This is a genomic window from Streptomyces mirabilis, assembly GCF_018310535.1.
Classification (GTDB): domain Bacteria; phylum Actinomycetota; class Actinomycetes; order Streptomycetales; family Streptomycetaceae; genus Streptomyces.
Genome location: NZ_CP074102.1, coordinates 375093 through 390612, shown reverse-complemented (window position 1 = coordinate 390612; position 15520 = coordinate 375093). Strand labels below are relative to the sequence as shown.

Sequence of the window (15520 nt, the reverse complement as noted above, 5' to 3'; positions counted from 1 at the left end):
ACCTCACGGAAATCCCTTGTGGGACAGGGGCCCTAGGGTGGTGAGAAGAGCCGGGAAGCGCCTTCTCGGCGGCGGGGAAGCCGCTTTCACGGCGGCCCGGAACAGGAGGTGAGCCCGTGGTCGACGTACCGCCTCGGCGTCCGCGGCGCAATCCGCGGCTGCGCTCGGTGGGTGGCGCGGAGCTGCGTCTGCAGCACCGTGTCGTGCACGGCTACCGTCGTGCCTACCGCGTGGCCGGTGAGGGCCCCGCGCTCGTCCTGATCCACGGCATCGGCGACTCCTCGGCGACCTGGGCCGACCTGATCCCCGACCTCGCCCGCTCGCACACGGTGATCGCGCCGGACCTGCTCGGCCACGGCTCCTCCGACAAGCCGCGCGCCGACTACTCGGTGGCCGCGTACGCCAACGGGGTCCGTGATCTGCTCACCACGCTCGACATCGAGTCCGCCACCCTGGTCGGACACTCGCTCGGCGGTGGTGTCGCGATGCAGTTCGCCTACCAGTTCCCGGAGCGCACCGAACGGCTGATCCTGGTCAGCGCGGGCGGCGTCGGCGGCGAGGTCAACCCCGTACTGCGGGCCGTCTCGCTGCCGGGCGCCCACCTCATGCTCTCCACGCTGCGGCTGCCCGGCATGCGGCTCCAAGTCGGGCTGTTCCTGCGTCTGATGAGGCTCCTGGACACCGATCTGGGCCAGGACGCACCGGAGTTGCTCAACCTCGTCGACGCGCTGCCCGACGCGACCTCCCGCAGCGCGTTCATCCGCACCCTGCGGGCGGTCGTCGACTGGCGCGGGCAGGCGGTGACCATGCTCGACCGCTGCTATCTGACCGAGGGCATGCCCACGATGCTGCTCTGGGGCGACCGGGACAGCGTGGTGCCGGTGCGGCACGCGTACGGCGCGCACCAGGCCATGCCGGGCAGCCGGCTGGAGATCTTCGAGGGCGCGGGCCACTTCCCGTTCCACAGTGACCCGGGCCGTTTCCTCGACCTCGTCGAGGAGTTCACCAGCAACACCAGCCCGGCCGACTGGAGCCGCGAGCACTGGCGCGAACTGCTGCGCGCGGGCCGCCCCGGCACGACGGCCGGCCGGCCCGACACCGCCCACAACCGGGCGGTGGAGCGAGACCTGCGCGAGGCGAGCGAACGCAGCGCGACCTGACACCCGCCGCCGAGGGTGCCCGGCGCCGCCGGATGCCGCCCTCCGCTCAGCCGACCGCCCGCGTTCCCGACGGCTCCCGGGCACTCAGAACCGCTTCCCGTTCCTCGGCCGTGAGGGGCGGGGCGGTCAGGGGAGGGCGGCGTGGGCCCCGCAGTACGGCGAAGACGACCTTCGGTCCGACCAGCGCGGACAGGGGCGCGGAGAGGGTGAACACGGCCAGGAACGCCTCGGCGACCAGGGGGCGTCCCGCCGCCGTCCGCAGGAGCCGTTCGACATAGCGCCCCAGCAACTTCCGCGTGGCCCCGGGCTGCTCGCCGATCGCGCCCGGGTAGCGGATGTCCGTGCCCGTGGCCAGATCCCAGGCGATCGTCACCGGAAGCGCCACCGCTCGCTGCACCCGCCGCGCGAGCCCCGGCGTCGCGATCCCGTGCTCGGCGAGCTGCCCGCGCAGCGCCAGCGCGCCCTGCGCGGCCACCGCCATGCCGTGCCCGTAGACCGGGTTGTAGGTGGCGACGGCGTCGCCGAGCGCGACGAACCCCTCCGGCCAGCCCTTGACCTTTTCGAAGAAGCGCCGCCGGTTGATCGTGCTGCGGCTGATGGTGACGTCCGTCAGCGGCTGCGCGTGCGCGATCAGCTCGCCCACCACGGGGTGGCGCAGACCGCGAGCGAACGGCTCGAACTCCTCGGCGGAGTCGGTCGGCTGTCCGTCGCGGGTGCCCGACAGCGTCACCAGCCAGCGCCCGCCCTCGACGGGCACGATCGTCGCGGACCGGCCCGGCACGGGCTGCGCCGGGTCGGGCTGTACACCGACCACGGGGTAGTCCTCGGTGCCCGCCGGTGCCCGGAAGATCCGACTGGCGTAGGTGAGTCCGGAGTCGACCTCGTCCAGCGGCGCAGGTGCGACGCCCAGCGCGTCGAGCCAGAGGGTGGAGCGCGAGCCGCGCCCCGAGGCGTCCACCACCAGGTCGGCAGGCAGCACCCGTTGCTCACCGTCGCGGGTCCGCACGCGCACGCCCGTCACCCGGGAGGCGTCGCCCTCCAGACCGAGCAGTTCCGTGCCGTCCACGACGGTCACCCGGTCCTTCGTGGCGACCTGGTCGCGCAGGACCGAGTCGAGCAGATCACGACTGCACGAGATCATGAACTCCATCTCGGGCCAGCGCCGCAGCCAGCCCTGCGCCGTCAGCGAGACGAATCCGGTGGGCAGCGGGATCCGGCGGGCGCCCGCGGCGAGCCAGGCGACGGTCACCCCCGGCAGCAGCTCCTCCATCGCACGGGCGCCGCCGGACAACAGCAGATGGGCGTGCCGGGCCTGCGGGAGGCCCTTGCGCGGCGCGGGCCCGTCCGGCAGGACGTCGCGCTCGACGACGGTGACCTCGGCGTACGGGTCCAGGGCGGCGGCGGCCAGTAGACCGGCCGTCCCCGCGCCGATGACGACGGCCCGACGGGGGGCCGTAGCTCTGTCGCCTGCTGCCGCGTTAGCGGGATTGCTCATGAAAGTCGCTCTCTGACCTGGTCGCGGCCCGTCCTTTGACGGCCGCGACGACGGGTGACTGACGCAGGGCCATCGACATCCGTACGAGGTCGCGTGGACCCTCGGCGGAAGCGGCGGGGGCTGCCTCCGCCGCGCTGATGACCCTGCCCTCCGGGTCGGCCGCCCTGGCCCGCACCGCCGCCGTCACCATCGCCGCGTCGGCCTCGGCCTGAGCCTGGGCGGGCTCGGAGCCCGCCGTCACGGCCGCGTCGTAGGCGAGGGAGCGTACCTCGGAGTCGAAGTAGGGGTACAGGCTGAGCATGCCGTCGTGGATGTCGGACTCGCGCTGGGTGACCTGGAGTTCGGCGGAGGACCACCAGGAGATCCGCACCGCGTGGTCCGCGTGTGCCGAGACCGTCCTCAGCTCGCGCCACAGCGGCCCGAGCCGGCGGTACGTCGACCAGGTGGTCCAGCTGTCCCCGATGCGCTGGCAGGCCAGCGGGAGCAGGAAGCCGACCGCGCTGACCTGGGCTCCGACGGAGGCCAGTACAGGGGCCACGTCGGTGCTCAGACCGTCCAGGTTCGCGCCGTTCCAGCGGGCCACCACGGCGATGAACTTGGTCGCCGCGTAGGGGACGTTGAAGAGGAAGCCGACCGCGATCGTCAGCAGCCCGGCGCGCAGCCAGCCGTCCACCTGAAGGGCCCAGCGCCAGCACATGACGTTCATCGCGACGCCCGCGACGGTCAGCGCCACGAGGTAGAGGACGATCATCTCGCGGATGAACGGGGTGTTCGCGTAGTAGGTGTCGAGGTCCCGCAGGCGCTCCTCGGGGCAGTCCCCGAGCAGGTAGAGCACGACCAGCGCCACGCTGACGACGCCGTACCCGGTGATCCAGCGGCGGGAGAGCCGGCGGGTGACCTCGGGGGGTCCGCCGCGCCAGTGGATGATCAGCACCAGACAGGACGCGCTGAAGACGCTCAGCAGGCAGTAGACCAGGGGCGCCGAGACGTTGGGGATACCGGTGATGTCATTGACCTCGGCGATGGTCGGCGGAGCAGCGAAGAGGAACACCAGACAGGCCAGCGCCAGCAGGATGCCCACCGACCGCAGCAGCGGGTCGCGCCAGCCGCGGATCAGGGTGGGCGCCTTGACGGCGAGGGCGACGCCCATGGCGACGGCCGGGACGTAGTAGCTGGATCCGTCCATGTCCGGGAAGGCGCCTCAGCCCTGCGGTCCGCGGTACCCCAGGGACGCCTCGATGCGGCCGGCCAGACCGTCCCGGCTCACCGGCCCGCGCAGTGGCGAACCGGCCAGCCAGGTACGGCACTTGCTGGCGAGCAGCAGGCCGAAGCTCTCGGCTTCCTTCTCGTCCGCGAGGTCGAAGCGGGTGCGCGCGGCGACCCTCAGGACGGTCGCCTGCAGATCGGCGGTGTCGCTGAGTAAGCGGGCCGCGACGGCGGCGCCCTCGACGTGGTGACTGCAGTGCCCGGCCTTCATGTGCCACAGCTCGTGGCCGAGGATCACCAACTGGTGGTCGGGGGCGGTGCGTTCCTCGATGACGACGAGGTCCTGGTCGGCCATGTCGAGCCACAGCCCGCTGGCTGTGCCGGGCGGGAACGCGGCCGTGCGGAACTGGACGGGACGGCCGCGGCGTCTGCTCATGGCGTCGCACAGGGCGGCGTACAGGTCGGCGGGTTCCGCCGGTGCCGGGAGCGAGAGCTCCGCGACCAACTCGCCGCACAGGCGGCGCATGTCCCTTCCGATGCCCACAGTTCTCCCCCGGATCACGACTCGGGCCGCTTGACGCTCTCCAAGAGCATGTCCAGCCACTCGGCGACCTTGTCGCGGTGCTGGTCGGTGGGCAACTGCGCAGCCCGCCAGGCGATTCCGCGGACACCGTGGTCCTGGAGCAGCCGTTCCAACGGGTCGTCGGCGGCCGCGGCCGCCTCGCGCTCACGGTCGGCGAGCTGTTGCAGCAGCTCCTGCTCCGAGCGCTGCAGGGCACCCACGAGCGCCTCGGAGTCCTCGGCCGTCAGGAACCCCGCATGCACCCGGAAGAAGCGCTGGATGGCGTCGCAGTGCTCCATGGTGGGGCGCCGGTCGCCGTTGATGAGGGCGCCCGCCTGTTGACGCGACATCCCGGCGCCGTCGGCGATCTCCTGTTGGGTGTATTTGCGCCCATTGGGCTTGAGCCGGGTGCGGCGCAACAGGTCCAGGCGCTGGAGGAAGCGGGCCTGCAGATCGGGCTCCCCGGCGGGGCGACCGCTCAGCAGGGCCCGCACCACGGGTTGGGGGACGCCGGACTCGGCCGACAGGCGCTGGACGTCGAAAACCTCGGAGTGCTGCACATCGAGCCGGTCGGCGAGTGCGGTGACCCGGGCCACGACGGCCGGCAGCAGAACCGTCGCCGTGGCGCCCGGAACTTCGAAGCCATCCGTCACCGACTGATCTCCTACGTCTCTCTCAGTCTCGCTCAGGTCTGTCAGGTCCCTCTCACAAGGGTCAGGGACCAACGGGAGACTAGCCGCTCGCTCGAACTCACATCCAGCGGTCGCCACAACTGTGGCGCGAATCAGCTGTCAACAAGCGCCAAATGCCACGATAGTTGACATGGCTGAGCTCCGGGCAGCAGGATCGGGGCGCCGCGTGAAGGCCGCAGAGGCAAGAGGGGTGACCTCCCGATGGCGTACCAGGCAGGATGGCAGCGGTCTCAGCCGCGACCTGTCCCCGAGAGTCTCGAGGCTCAGGCGTATCTCCAGGACTACGCCACTCTTCTGGAGGCCGTTGCGTTCCCGTCCGTCGTCTTCGACCACCGCTGGGACGTCGTGTTGGCCAACGCCGCGTTCGAGACACTTTTCAGTGGCGTAGGCCCTCATCCGACCGCCATGCCGGGTGACAACTTCCTCCGGTTCGTCCTCTTTCACCCGGACGCGGCCACGGTCCTCGGTGAGCACGAGTCGAGCTGGTGCCTGCCGCTGCTGGCCCAGTTCGCCGCGGCGGTGGAGCGCCACGGTCAGGACCGCGGACTCCAGTCGGTCCGCCGGGACATCGCCCAGGACCCGATCATGGAGGCCGCCTACCGGCAGGGCCTGCCGCACTGGATCCGCGCCGTCGGCCCGGACGCCGTCGAGCACGACGGCGCCGTACGGCCGCTGGTGCACCCCGATCCCCGCTGGGGCCGCATGGACTGCCGGATCGTCGGCGAGACCCCCAAGACCCTTCAGGACATGGGATATACGCGGATGACCCTGGTCCTGCGCGAGGCACGGCACATGACGGCCGGACCGCGCAGGACACGCAACGGCGCGGCGGAGCTCCGCGTGGTGTGAGCCCGCTCGGCGGTCCAGGGTGTGGGCTCGCTCAGGGGTCCAGTACTACGAGCACGAGGGGCACTCCGTCGCACGGGATCAGCCGCATCCCGTCGTGGCGCGCGGTCCGCGCCCCTGCCAGTACGGCCCCGAAGTCCGGGCCCTTGGTGAGCGATCCGGCCAGATGCGCCGGATCGGCGGACGCGGCCACCCGCCCGCGCCCGTTCACCAAATGGGCGGACCCGGGCAGCTGTTGGAGCAGCGGCACGACCGCCGCCTCGAAGTGCCGCAGATACACGTCGGCCGCGGCGACCCCCACGAACCGGCCCTCCACCTGCACGGGTGCGGACAGCGTCAGGCTGTACTCGTCGGAGCAGAGGTAGTCCACATAGGGGCCGGCGACCGCCCGCTGCCCGGTGTCACGGGGGAGGGCGAACCAGTCCCAGTGCGTGTAGTCGGAGTACGCGGAGTGCGCGGGGTCGAGGTCGAGCAGCAGCGGCCGTACGTCTCCGTCGGAGCCGGTCTGCCACCACTCCAGCCACGCCGGTACGTCACTCAGCAGTCCCGGCGCGGCGACGAATCCGACGCCCGACACCAACCACTGCCGGGTGAGCCGGAGATGAAGCCCCGGGCGCAGCGCGGCCAGGTCGACGGTCGCGGGGCGACGGCCCTGCGCGGCGACCCCGGTGAGCCGGGCCGTGGTGTCGGCGCGGGTCTCGGCAACCGCCTCGAACACGGCCTCAAGGGTGGAGCGGACCTGGGCGGCGACGGCCGCCTCCGGTGTCGCGTCAAGCGTCGCCGTGGCGCCGGCCGGACCGGGGCTCCTGCTCATGGACGCCCTCCAGCGGACGGGGACCGGACGCGGCGCGCGGCATCGCGAGGCGGAGGGCGATGAGCCGTGCCGTCGAGGCTTGGACGCACCGCTCGGCCAGCGCTCTGGCCGATGCGTGGGCTCCATCTTGCACGGCCGAGATTACGGAGCGGTGACGGTCTGCGACTTCTTCACGATATGCGTCGTCCCCGAGCACGAGACACAACAGTGCCCCCACCTCCGTCTGGAGCGCGACCTGCTCGCGGGTCAGCCGGGCGGACTGGGCCGCCGCGGCGAGCTCGACGTGAAACCGGCCGTAGACCCGGCTGCGCGCCGCGGCGTCCTCGGCGGACGTCAACTCATCCAGTGTGCGCCGCAGTTGCCGTAGATCGCCCGGCTCCGTGCGCTCCGCGGCCAGCTGGGCGGCCGCGCCCGACAGGGCGGCCCAGTGGTCGCCCAGATCGCGCAGTTCCTCCGTGCTCCAGCCGGCCAGCCGCACCCTGAGCCGCTCCTCGCCGGGCTCCTCGGGGAGTGAGACGAAGCTGCCGCCGCCGCGCCCCCTGCGAGTGGTGACCAGTCCTTGCTGGCGCAGCGCCATCAGCGCCTCGCGCAGGGTGACCGTGGAGACGCCGAGCTGACCGGCCAGCTCCATCTCGCCGGGCAGCTGCTCCCCGTCGGCGAGCAGGCCGAGCTCGATGGCGTCGCTGAGCCTGCGGATGACCGTGTCCACCCGGGCGCGGTTGTCCACGGGGGTGAAAACGGCTCTGCGGGCACCCTCGGCGTTGTTGTTCACGTACTGCTTCACGGCCACCACCTTGTGCGTTGACTCAACCTTTACTCTAAGGGGGTCTTGAGCTTTGAACTATGACTTCATATCTTTCCGGTCAACGCGCCAGTGCACCAGAAAGGTTCCCGCCCATGGAGGCAACAGCGATCCGGCTCCAGGGCCTGCGGAAGGCGTTCGGTGAGACGACCGCCGTGGCCGGAGTGGACCTGGACATCGCCGACGGTGAGTTCTTCTCGATGCTCGGCCCGTCCGGCTCGGGCAAGACGACCGTCCTGCGGATGATCGCCGGCTTCGAGAGCCCGACCGCGGGCCGGATCGAGCTGGCGGGCCAGGAGGTCACCGGGCTGGCCCCCTTCGAGCGGGACGTGCACACCGTCTTCCAGGACTACGCGCTGTTCCCGCACATGACCGTCGAGCAGAACGTCGCGTACGGCCTCAAGGTCCGCAAGGTGCCCAAGGCCGAGCGGCTCCGACAGGCCCGCGAAGCGCTCGCGAACGTACGCCTCGAAGGCTTCGGGGCCCGCCGCCCCTCCCAGCTCTCCGGCGGTCAGCGTCAGCGCGTCGCACTCGCCCGCGCCCTCGTCGGGCGCCCCCGGGTGCTGCTGCTCGACGAACCGCTCGGCGCCCTCGACCTCAAGCTGCGCGAGCAGATGCAGGTCGAACTCAAGGCGATCCAGCGCGAGGTCGGCATCACCTTCGTCTTCGTCACCCACGACCAGGAGGAGGCCCTGACGATGAGCGACCGCATCGCCGTCTTCAACCAGGGCCGCATCGAACAGGTCGGCACCCCGGCCGAGATCTACGAACGCCCCGCGACCCCCTTCGTCGCGGGCTTCGTCGGCACCTCCAACCTGCTCGAAGGCGACTGTGCGCAGCAGGTGGTGGGCGCCTCGGGCACGTACAGCATCAGGCCCGAGAAGATCCGGGTCCTCAAGGAGTCCGCCGAGGCCGACGAGCCGGAGCACTCCACCGCCACGGGCACCGTCGTCGAGGTCGTCTATCTGGGCGACGCCACCCGTTTCCTGGTGGACCTCGACGCGGGCGGACGTCTGACCGCGCTCCAGCAGAACCTGGAGACCTCCTCCGAGGACGTCGCCGCCTATCGCGGCACCCGGGTCCGGCTCCAGTGGCACCACCGTCACACCTTCAAGGTCCCCGCCCCCCGCTGACGACCCCCACGCTCAGTCCCCCATCACGTATGGAGTACGTCGTGCGCCCCAACCGAACCCTCCGCACCTCTCTTTTCTCGTTCACCGCCGTCGCGGTGCTCCTCGCCGCGACCGCCTGCGGGTCGTCCGACTCGGGCGCCTCCTCGGCCACCGGCCTCAACCCCCCCGACCTCAAGGCGCAGTCGAAGCTGGGCAAGACCGAGGGCCAGGTCAACCTGGTCGCCTGGGCCGGGTATGTCGAGGACGGCTCCAACGACCCCAAGGTCGACTGGGTCGGCGACTTCGAGAAGCAGACCGGCTGTCAGGTCAACTCCAAGGTCGCCGCCAGCTCCGACGAGATGGTCAAGCTGATGAAGACCGGCCAGTACGACGCCGTCTCCGCGTCCGGCGACGCGTCCCTGCGCCTCATAGCCTCCGGCGACGCGGCCCCGGTCAACACCAGCCTCGTGCCGAACTACAAGGACGTCTTCAGCGGCCTGAAGAACGGGGCCTGGAACTCCGTCGACGGCAAGATGTACGGCATCCCGCACGGCCGCGGCGCCAACCTGCTGATGTACAACACACAGAAGGTCACGCCGGCCCCCACCTCCTGGTCCGCGGTCTTCGAGGACGCCTCGAAGCACAAGGGGCACGTGACGGCGTACGACTCGCCGATCTACATCGCCGACGCGGCGCTGTATCTGAAGGCGACCAAGCCTGAGTTGAAGATCAAGGACCCCTACGCGCTGGACCAGAAGCAGTTCGACGCGGCCGTCGCGCTGCTGAAGAAGCAGAGCGCGAATGTGGGGGAGTACTGGAGCGACTACCTCAAGGAGATCTCCGCCTTCAAGAGCGGTGACTCCGTGGTCGGCACCACCTGGCAGGTCATCGCCAACCTCGCGCAGGGCGAGGGCGCCAAGGTGAAGGCCTTCGTGCCCAAGGAAGGCGCCACGGGCTGGTCGGACACCTGGATGATCTCCGCCAAGGCCAAGCACCCCAACTGCGCCTACAAATGGATGGACTGGATCATCTCGCCGAAGGTGAACGCCCAGGTCGCCGAGTACTTCGGTGAGGCCCCGGCCAACTCCAAGGCGTGCACCGAGACCAGCGACAAGTCCTTCTGTGACACCTTCCACGCGGCCGACGAGAGCTACTGGAAGAACATCGCCTTCTGGAACACGCCCATCGAGCAGTGCCTGGACGGCCGCACCGACGTGAAGTGCGTGCCGTACGCGAAGTGGGTCCAGGCCTGGACCGAGATCAAGGGCTGAGAGACAACCGATGACCTCCACCGCGCAGGCCGCCGGACGGTCCCCCGTCCGGCGGCTCGCCGGGACCCTGCACCGCCGGCCGCGGCTCAGGCTGTCCCTGCTGCTCACCGCACCGCTGCTGTGGCTGGCCGTGCTCTACCTCGGCTCGCTGGCCGTGCTGTTCGTCTCGGCGTTCTGGACGACCAACTCCTTCACCTCCGAGGTCGTGAAGGTCTGGTCGACCGACAACTTCCACGCCCTGATCACGACGCCTGTCTTCCGGCAGGTGATCCTGCGCAGCATCGGTGTGGCGCTCGCCGTCACCGCTCTGTCCGCGGTGATCGCCTTCCCGGTCGCCTTCTACACGGCCCGCATCGCCAAGCCCAAGTGGCGGCCGTTGCTCGTGGTCGCCATTCTCACGCCGCTGTGGGCGAGTTACCTCGTCAAGGTGTACGCCTGGCGGTTGATCCTCTCTCAAGGAGGCTTCGCCGACTGGATATTGAAGCCCTTCGGGCTCAGCGGACCCGGGTTCGGACTGTTCGCGGCGATCATCGCGCTGACCTACCTCTGGCTGCCGTACATGATCCTGCCGATCCACACGGCACTGGAACAGCTGCCCGCCAACCTGCTCGACGCGTCGGCGGACTTGGGCGCCCGCCCCGGACGCACCTTCCGCTCGGTCGTGGTCCCGATGGTGCTGCCGTCCGTGGCCGCCGGCTCGGTCTTCACCTTCTCGCTCAGCCTCGGGGACTACATCACCGTGCAGATCGTCGGCGGCAAGACCCAGCTGATCGGCAACCTCGTCTACTCCAACATCGAACTGAACCTGCCCATGGCCGCCGCGCTCGGCACGGTCCCCGTCGTCGTCATCGTGCTCTACCTGCTCGCGATGCGCCGCACGGGCGCCTTGAGCAGTCTCTGAGGAGCCCGCCGTGCAACTCTCCCGTTCCGCGCGCATCGCGCTCCGCGTCGCCGCAGGGGTCGGCTTCGCGTGCATCTACGTCCCGCTCGCGCTGGTCCTGGTCAATTCCTTCAACCCGGACCGCAGCGCGAGCTGGCCGCCGTCCGGACTCACCTTCCGCTGGTGGTCGGTCGCCTGGGAGAATGAGGGTGCCCGCGCGGCGCTCTGGGTCTCGGTGAAGGCGGGCCTGGGCGCCACGGCCATCGCCCTGGTGCTGGGCACGCTGATCGCCTTCGCCGTGGCCCGGCACCGGTTCTTCGGCCGCGACGCCATCTCGTTCGTGGTCGTCCTGCCGATCGCGCTGCCCGGCATCGTCACCGGCATCGCGCTCAACTCGGCGTTCAGTACGGTACTTGAGCCACTTGGCGTCGGTCTCGGCCTGTTCACCGTGATCGTCGGTCACGCCACCTTCTGCATCGTGGTCGTCTTCAACAACGTCGTCGCGAGGCTTCGGCGTACCTCGGGCTCGTACGAGGAAGCGGCGATGGATCTGGGCGCGGACACCTTCCGGGCCTTCATCGACGTCACCTTCCCGCTGGTGCGCTCGGCGCTGCTGGCGGGCGGACTGCTCGCCTTCGCGCTCTCCTTCGACGAGATCGTGGTGACGACGTTCACGGCCGGGCCCGGCATCGAGACCCTGCCGATCTGGATCTTCAACAACATGACGCGGCCCCAGCAGGCACCGGTCGTGAACGTCGTGGCGGCGGTGCTCGTCCTGCTCTCCGTGCTCCCGATCTACGCGGCCCAGCGGCTGTCCGCCGACACGGCGTCCGGGAGCCGGGTGTGAACGGGAGCGGGAGGTGGTGCGGGCCGGCTACGCGGCGAACTCCCGCATTCGACGTGTGCCGTTGAGGGCCGCCGCTGAAAATGAGAGTTGACAAGGCCTCTGACCTGCGCAGTATCAGTTCGAGGAACATCGTACTAGGGCGCGTATCGAGTCGTGATCAATGGGTGGTCCGGGTGAGGTCTTTGATCCAGATCATCGAGGCGCGTAGGTGGAGGCCGGCGAGGTAGCTGTCCGGGGTCTTGTCGTATCGGGTGGCGATGCCTCGCCAGGCCTTGAGCTTGTTGATCAGGCGCTCGACGGTGTTCCTCTCCTTGTAGAGGTCGGCGTCGTGGCTGACGGGGCGGCCGCCCCCGGAGCCCTTCTTCTTTCGGTTGGCGGCCTGGTCCTTCTTCTCCGGGATGACTGCCTTGATGCCGCGTTGGCGCAGGTGGGCCCGGTTGCCGCGGGACGAGTAGGCCTTGTCTCCGGCGACCGCGTCCGGCCGGGTGCGGGGACGGCCGACGGGGCCGCGGACCCTTAACTTCTTGAGCACCGGGATGAACTGCGGACTGTCCGCGGCCTGGCCCGCGGTCAGCACGAACGCCAGCGGGCGGCACTTGCGGTCGGCGGCCAGGTGGACCTTGCTGGTCTGCCCGCCCCTGGAGCGTCCGAGGAGAGCGGCCTTCAGGCGGAGTCTTCGCCGACGCCGGATGCGTCGTCGTTCCTCCCACTCGGGATCTGCTGTGACGTCCTGCCCGCTTTGTTCTTCGAGGCTGCCCCCTTTGACCTGGTCTTCTCCTCCTCGGCGGCAGCCTTCTCCAGTGCAGTGATGACGTCCTCGCCCAGGTGCATCCCGGCGGCGTCGTGGTGTGCCCGCGCGGTGGTGGAGTCGATGCTGACCAGGGACAGGTCCACCTCGCCCCGCTTCGCCGCTTCCGCGATCAGGCCCTCCAGCAGGGCCTCGAAGACGCCGGCGTCACGCCACTGCCGGAAGCGGTTGTGCACGGTCGACCAGGCGCCGAACTCCCGCGGCATCTCCCGCCACTGCCCGCCGGTCTTGAACCGCCAGATCACACCCTCGAACTGGTACCGAAGCCGTTCGGGGTACGGGCCGTACGCGCCGATCGGCAGGTACGGCCCGATGAACTCCCACTCTGCATCCGTCAGTTGCACTCGCGTCACGCAAGAAGGCCTACCGGACCAGACCCCGCCGCGAGAGCAAATCCCGCAGATTGATCACGACTCGATACGCGCCCTAGTGCGATTTTGGGACATTGGGAATGAGAGTGGCGCTGACCTGCGCTTATCGAGAGGCGCGGCAGTGATCTTTGCGTGGAGCCTCCAGCTGGCGCCCCGGGGGGCGCAGTGCTTCTCGCGTCTCTTGCTGCAGGTGGCGATCACGTGGTTGTGATCACCGCCTCTCGACATGGCACGCCGGACCTCCTCGTGGAATCGGGCCCGCCACCTTGATCGTGGACACCTCGACACTGGATCTTGAGTCCAGGGAGAGGAGTCCCAGGTGGGGACCTACAAGTACTCGGCGGAGTTCCGGGCCGACGCTGTGGCGTTGGCCCGTTCGTCGGGCCGGCCCGTCTCGCGCGTTGCCGCCGAACTGGGTGTGAACCACGAGACGCTGCGGCAGTGGATCAAGGCGGCGGACAAGGCCGCGCGGCCCGAGGCCGTGGCGGAGTCGGCGAAGGACGCGGAGATCGAAGCCTTGCGCAAGCAGGTGCGCGAGCTGGAGATGGAACGTGACATCCTGCGCCGGGCGGCCAAGTATTTTGCGGGCGAGACGAACTGGTGAGCCGCTTCGAGTTCGTTGCCGACCACCGCGGCGCCTACGGCGTGAAGCGGCTGTGCACAGTGTTGAACCTGTCGAGGTCCGGGTTCTACCGGTGGCTGAAGACCGCCCCGGCCCGCGCCGCGAAACAGGCCGCGGACGCCGCACTCACCCGACGGATACGCAAGGTCCACGCAGAGTCTGGAAAGACGTACGGGGCCAAGCGGATCACCGCCGAGCTTCGCGAGGGCGGCGTGGTCGTCAACCGCAAACGTGTCGAACGGCTCATGCGCCAACACGCCATCCAGGGGCGGACGTTGAAACGCCGACACCGAACCGCCATTCCGGACCCCGCCGCCCAGGCGGTGCCCGATCTGCTGCGGCGCAACTTCACCGCATCCGCCCCCAACCGGGCCTGGGTCGGCGACATCACCTATCTGCCCATCGCCGGCGGGAAGTTCCTGTATCTGGCCACCGTCATCGACGTGTACTCCCGTCGCCTGCTGGGCTGGTCGATGGCTGATCACATGCGGGCCGAGCTCGTCACCGACGCGCTCAACGCGGCTGTCCGCACTCGCGGCGGCCGGGTGGACGACGTCATTTTCCACAGCGATCACGGTGCTCAGGGCGGATTCAATCGGTCGTTGCAACACCTCGTCCTCGGAGGTGTTGATGGGCAGGCCAGCAGGGTGGATGGCAGCGTTGACCGGGCGGTCGCCGATGAAGTCCCCGGGTGCGCCGGCGCTTCGGCGGGAAGTGGAACGTCAGTTCTGGCGGGAGATCGCGAAGGGGCTGCTCCCGGAGGAGGCGGCAGCTGCGGTCGGCGTATCCCAGGCAGCGGGTTGCAGGTGGTTCCGTCACGGTGGCGGCATGCCACCAATGGATCTTGCTCCGCAGTCCGGCCGGTACCTGTCCTTTCACGAGCGGGAAGAGATCGCGATCCTCAAAGCGCAGGGCATCGGGGTCCGGGAGACCGCGCGACGTCTCGGCCGCGATCCATCGACGGTATCCCGGGAGCTGCGGCGCAACGCCGCGACCCGTGGCGGCCACCTGGACTACCGGGCTTCGGTCGCGCAGTGGAAGGCCGATCTGGTGGCCCGGCGCCCGAAAACAGCGAAGCTGGCCGCGAACGACCGGCTGCGGGACTACGTGCAGGAAAGGCTTTCCGGCCAGGTCAGCCGCCCGGACGGGACGGTACTGGGGCCAGAAGGCCCGCGGTGGAAGGGGAGGAACAAGCCGCACCGCGGCGACCGCCAATGGGTCATGGCGTGGAGCCCGGAGCAGATCGCGAACCGCCTGAAGGTCGATTTCCCCGATGATGAGTCCATGCGGATCAGCCATGAGGCGATCTACCAGGCACTGTTCATCGAAGGCCGTGGAGCGCTCAACCGTGAGCTCGTTGCCTGCCTGCGCACCGGCAGAGCCCTGCGGGTGCCCCGAGCCCGCTCCAGGCGGAAGGCGTGGGCCCACGTCACGCCCAAGGTGTTGATCAGCGAACGGCCGGCCGAAGCCGAGGACCGCGCCGTACCGGGACACTGGGAGGGCGACCTCCTGATCGGACTTGAACGATCAGCGATTGGCACGCTGGTCGAACGCACGACCCGGTACACGGTGCTTGTCCACCTGCCCCGCCAGGACGGCTACGGCGCCGTTCCCCGTACCAAGAACGGGCCGCCGCTGGCCGGTTACGGCGCCGTGACGATGAAAGATGCGCTTGCCGCAACGATCGGCACCCTGCCCGAGCAACTATGGCGATCGCTGACCTGGGACCGGGGCAAGGAGTTGTCGGCGCACGCCCAGTTCACGATCGAGACCGGCGTCCCGGTCTACTTCGCCGATCCGCACAGCCCCTGGCAGCGCGGCACCAACGAGAACACGAACGGCCTGCTGCGCCAATACTTCCCGAAGGGAACCGACCTTTCTCGATGGGCGGCGGAGGACATCGAGGCGGTCGCAGCCACGCTCAACAGTCGCCCCCGCAAGAGCCTCGGTTGGAAGACACCCGCCGAAGCCCTCAACGGCCATCTACTATCGATCAAATAAGCCGGTGTTGCATCCACTGATTGAACCTGGT

The 15520-nt window shown here is 69.6% G+C and carries 14 protein-coding genes and 2 pseudogenes; 9 read left to right on the top strand and 7 right to left on the bottom strand.

What is annotated here, in order from left to right; all coding sequences use genetic code 11:
- The first annotated feature begins 116 nt into the window (after nucleotides 1-116).
- Entirely contained in the window at nucleotides 117-1160 is a 1044-nt protein-coding gene (locus tag SMIR_RS01775; protein WP_211118871.1) for an alpha/beta fold hydrolase, read from the top strand.
- A gap of 46 nt (nucleotides 1161-1206) precedes the next feature.
- On the opposite strand, the gene SMIR_RS01770 is transcribed toward SMIR_RS01775, so the two are convergent.
- The 4 genes from SMIR_RS01770 to SMIR_RS01755 are packed head-to-tail and all read right to left on the bottom strand — an operon-like array spanning nucleotide 1207 to nucleotide 5076.
- Nucleotides 1207-2655: an NAD(P)/FAD-dependent oxidoreductase gene (locus SMIR_RS01770; RefSeq protein ID WP_168497947.1), complete on the bottom strand. Its 1449-nt coding sequence runs from the start codon at nucleotides 2653-2655 to the stop codon at nucleotides 1207-1209.
- The gene (locus SMIR_RS01765) at nucleotides 2639-3841 is read right to left on the bottom strand and encodes an MAB_1171c family putative transporter (RefSeq protein WP_212726351.1); all 1203 of its coding nucleotides are present in this window, start codon (nucleotides 3839-3841) and stop codon (nucleotides 2639-2641) included. The genes SMIR_RS01770 and SMIR_RS01765 overlap by 17 nt, the downstream gene beginning before the upstream one ends.
- A gap of 15 nt (nucleotides 3842-3856) precedes the next feature.
- Entirely contained in the window at nucleotides 3857-4387 is a 531-nt protein-coding gene (locus SMIR_RS01760) for a toxin-antitoxin system, toxin component (RefSeq protein WP_101403922.1), read from the bottom strand.
- Between the two features lie 32 nt (nucleotides 4388-4419).
- Nucleotides 4420-5076 carry a helix-turn-helix domain-containing protein gene (locus SMIR_RS01755; RefSeq protein WP_168497949.1) on the bottom strand — a complete coding sequence of 219 codons (657 nt, stop codon included), beginning with the start codon at nucleotides 5074-5076 and terminating at the stop codon, nucleotides 4420-4422.
- A 240-nt stretch (nucleotides 5077-5316) separates the two neighbouring features.
- On the opposite strand from SMIR_RS01755, the gene SMIR_RS01750 reads away from it, so the two are divergent.
- On the top strand, nucleotides 5317-5964 hold the full coding sequence (locus SMIR_RS01750) for an MmyB family transcriptional regulator (RefSeq protein ID WP_168497951.1): 648 nt from the start codon (nucleotides 5317-5319) through the stop codon (nucleotides 5962-5964).
- A gap of 31 nt (nucleotides 5965-5995) precedes the next feature.
- On the opposite strand, the gene SMIR_RS01745 is transcribed toward SMIR_RS01750, so the two are convergent.
- Nucleotides 5996-6775 (bottom strand): PDC sensor domain-containing protein, encoded by a 780-nt coding sequence (locus SMIR_RS01745; protein WP_168497953.1) that lies wholly within the window; start codon nucleotides 6773-6775, stop codon nucleotides 5996-5998.
- Entirely contained in the window at nucleotides 6732-7568 is an 837-nt protein-coding gene (locus SMIR_RS01740; RefSeq protein ID WP_422664387.1) for a FadR/GntR family transcriptional regulator, read from the bottom strand. The genes SMIR_RS01745 and SMIR_RS01740 overlap by 44 nt, the downstream gene beginning before the upstream one ends.
- 104 nt (nucleotides 7569-7672) lie before the next feature.
- Here SMIR_RS01740 and SMIR_RS01735 point away from each other — a divergent pair, with 104 nt between their 5' ends.
- From SMIR_RS01735 to SMIR_RS01720, 4 genes are read left to right on the top strand one after another with little or no spacing between them, the layout of a single operon-like run.
- A complete protein-coding gene (locus SMIR_RS01735) occupies nucleotides 7673-8710 on the top strand; it encodes an ABC transporter ATP-binding protein (RefSeq protein WP_168497958.1) in 1038 nt (345 codons plus the stop codon).
- Nucleotides 8711-8739: 29 nt separating this feature from the next.
- Nucleotides 8740-9960: an ABC transporter substrate-binding protein gene (locus tag SMIR_RS01730; RefSeq protein ID WP_211118872.1), complete on the top strand. Its 1221-nt coding sequence runs from the start codon at nucleotides 8740-8742 to the stop codon at nucleotides 9958-9960.
- A gap of 10 nt (nucleotides 9961-9970) precedes the next feature.
- Nucleotides 9971-10861: an ABC transporter permease gene (locus SMIR_RS01725; RefSeq protein ID WP_168497962.1), complete on the top strand. Its 891-nt coding sequence runs from the start codon at nucleotides 9971-9973 to the stop codon at nucleotides 10859-10861.
- A gap of 10 nt (nucleotides 10862-10871) precedes the next feature.
- On the top strand, nucleotides 10872-11687 hold the full coding sequence (locus tag SMIR_RS01720; RefSeq protein WP_168497964.1) for an ABC transporter permease: 816 nt from the start codon (nucleotides 10872-10874) through the stop codon (nucleotides 11685-11687).
- Nucleotides 11688-11844: 157 nt separating this feature from the next.
- Here SMIR_RS01720 and SMIR_RS01715 read toward each other — a convergent pair.
- Nucleotides 11845-12848: pseudogene (locus tag SMIR_RS01715) on the bottom strand (IS5 family transposase).
- Nucleotides 12849-13185: 337 nt separating this feature from the next.
- On the opposite strand from SMIR_RS01715, the gene SMIR_RS44785 reads away from it, so the two are divergent.
- The 3 genes and pseudogenes from SMIR_RS44785 to SMIR_RS01700 all read left to right on the top strand — a co-directional run bounded on the left by SMIR_RS44785 (nucleotide 13186) and on the right by SMIR_RS01700 (nucleotide 15489).
- Nucleotides 13186-13470 carry a transposase gene (locus SMIR_RS44785; RefSeq protein ID WP_212726349.1) on the top strand — a complete coding sequence of 95 codons (285 nt, stop codon included), beginning with the start codon at nucleotides 13186-13188 and terminating at the stop codon, nucleotides 13468-13470.
- Nucleotides 13467-14060 (top strand): annotated as a pseudogene (locus tag SMIR_RS01705) (IS3 family transposase); the annotation flags it as partial. The gene SMIR_RS44785 and the pseudogene SMIR_RS01705, both read left to right, overlap by 4 nt.
- 79 nt (nucleotides 14061-14139) lie before the next feature.
- Nucleotides 14140-15489, top strand: coding sequence for an IS30 family transposase (locus tag SMIR_RS01700; protein ID WP_212726348.1), 1350 nt, complete (start codon nucleotides 14140-14142; stop codon nucleotides 15487-15489).
- The last annotated feature ends 31 nt before the right edge of the window (nucleotides 15490-15520 follow it).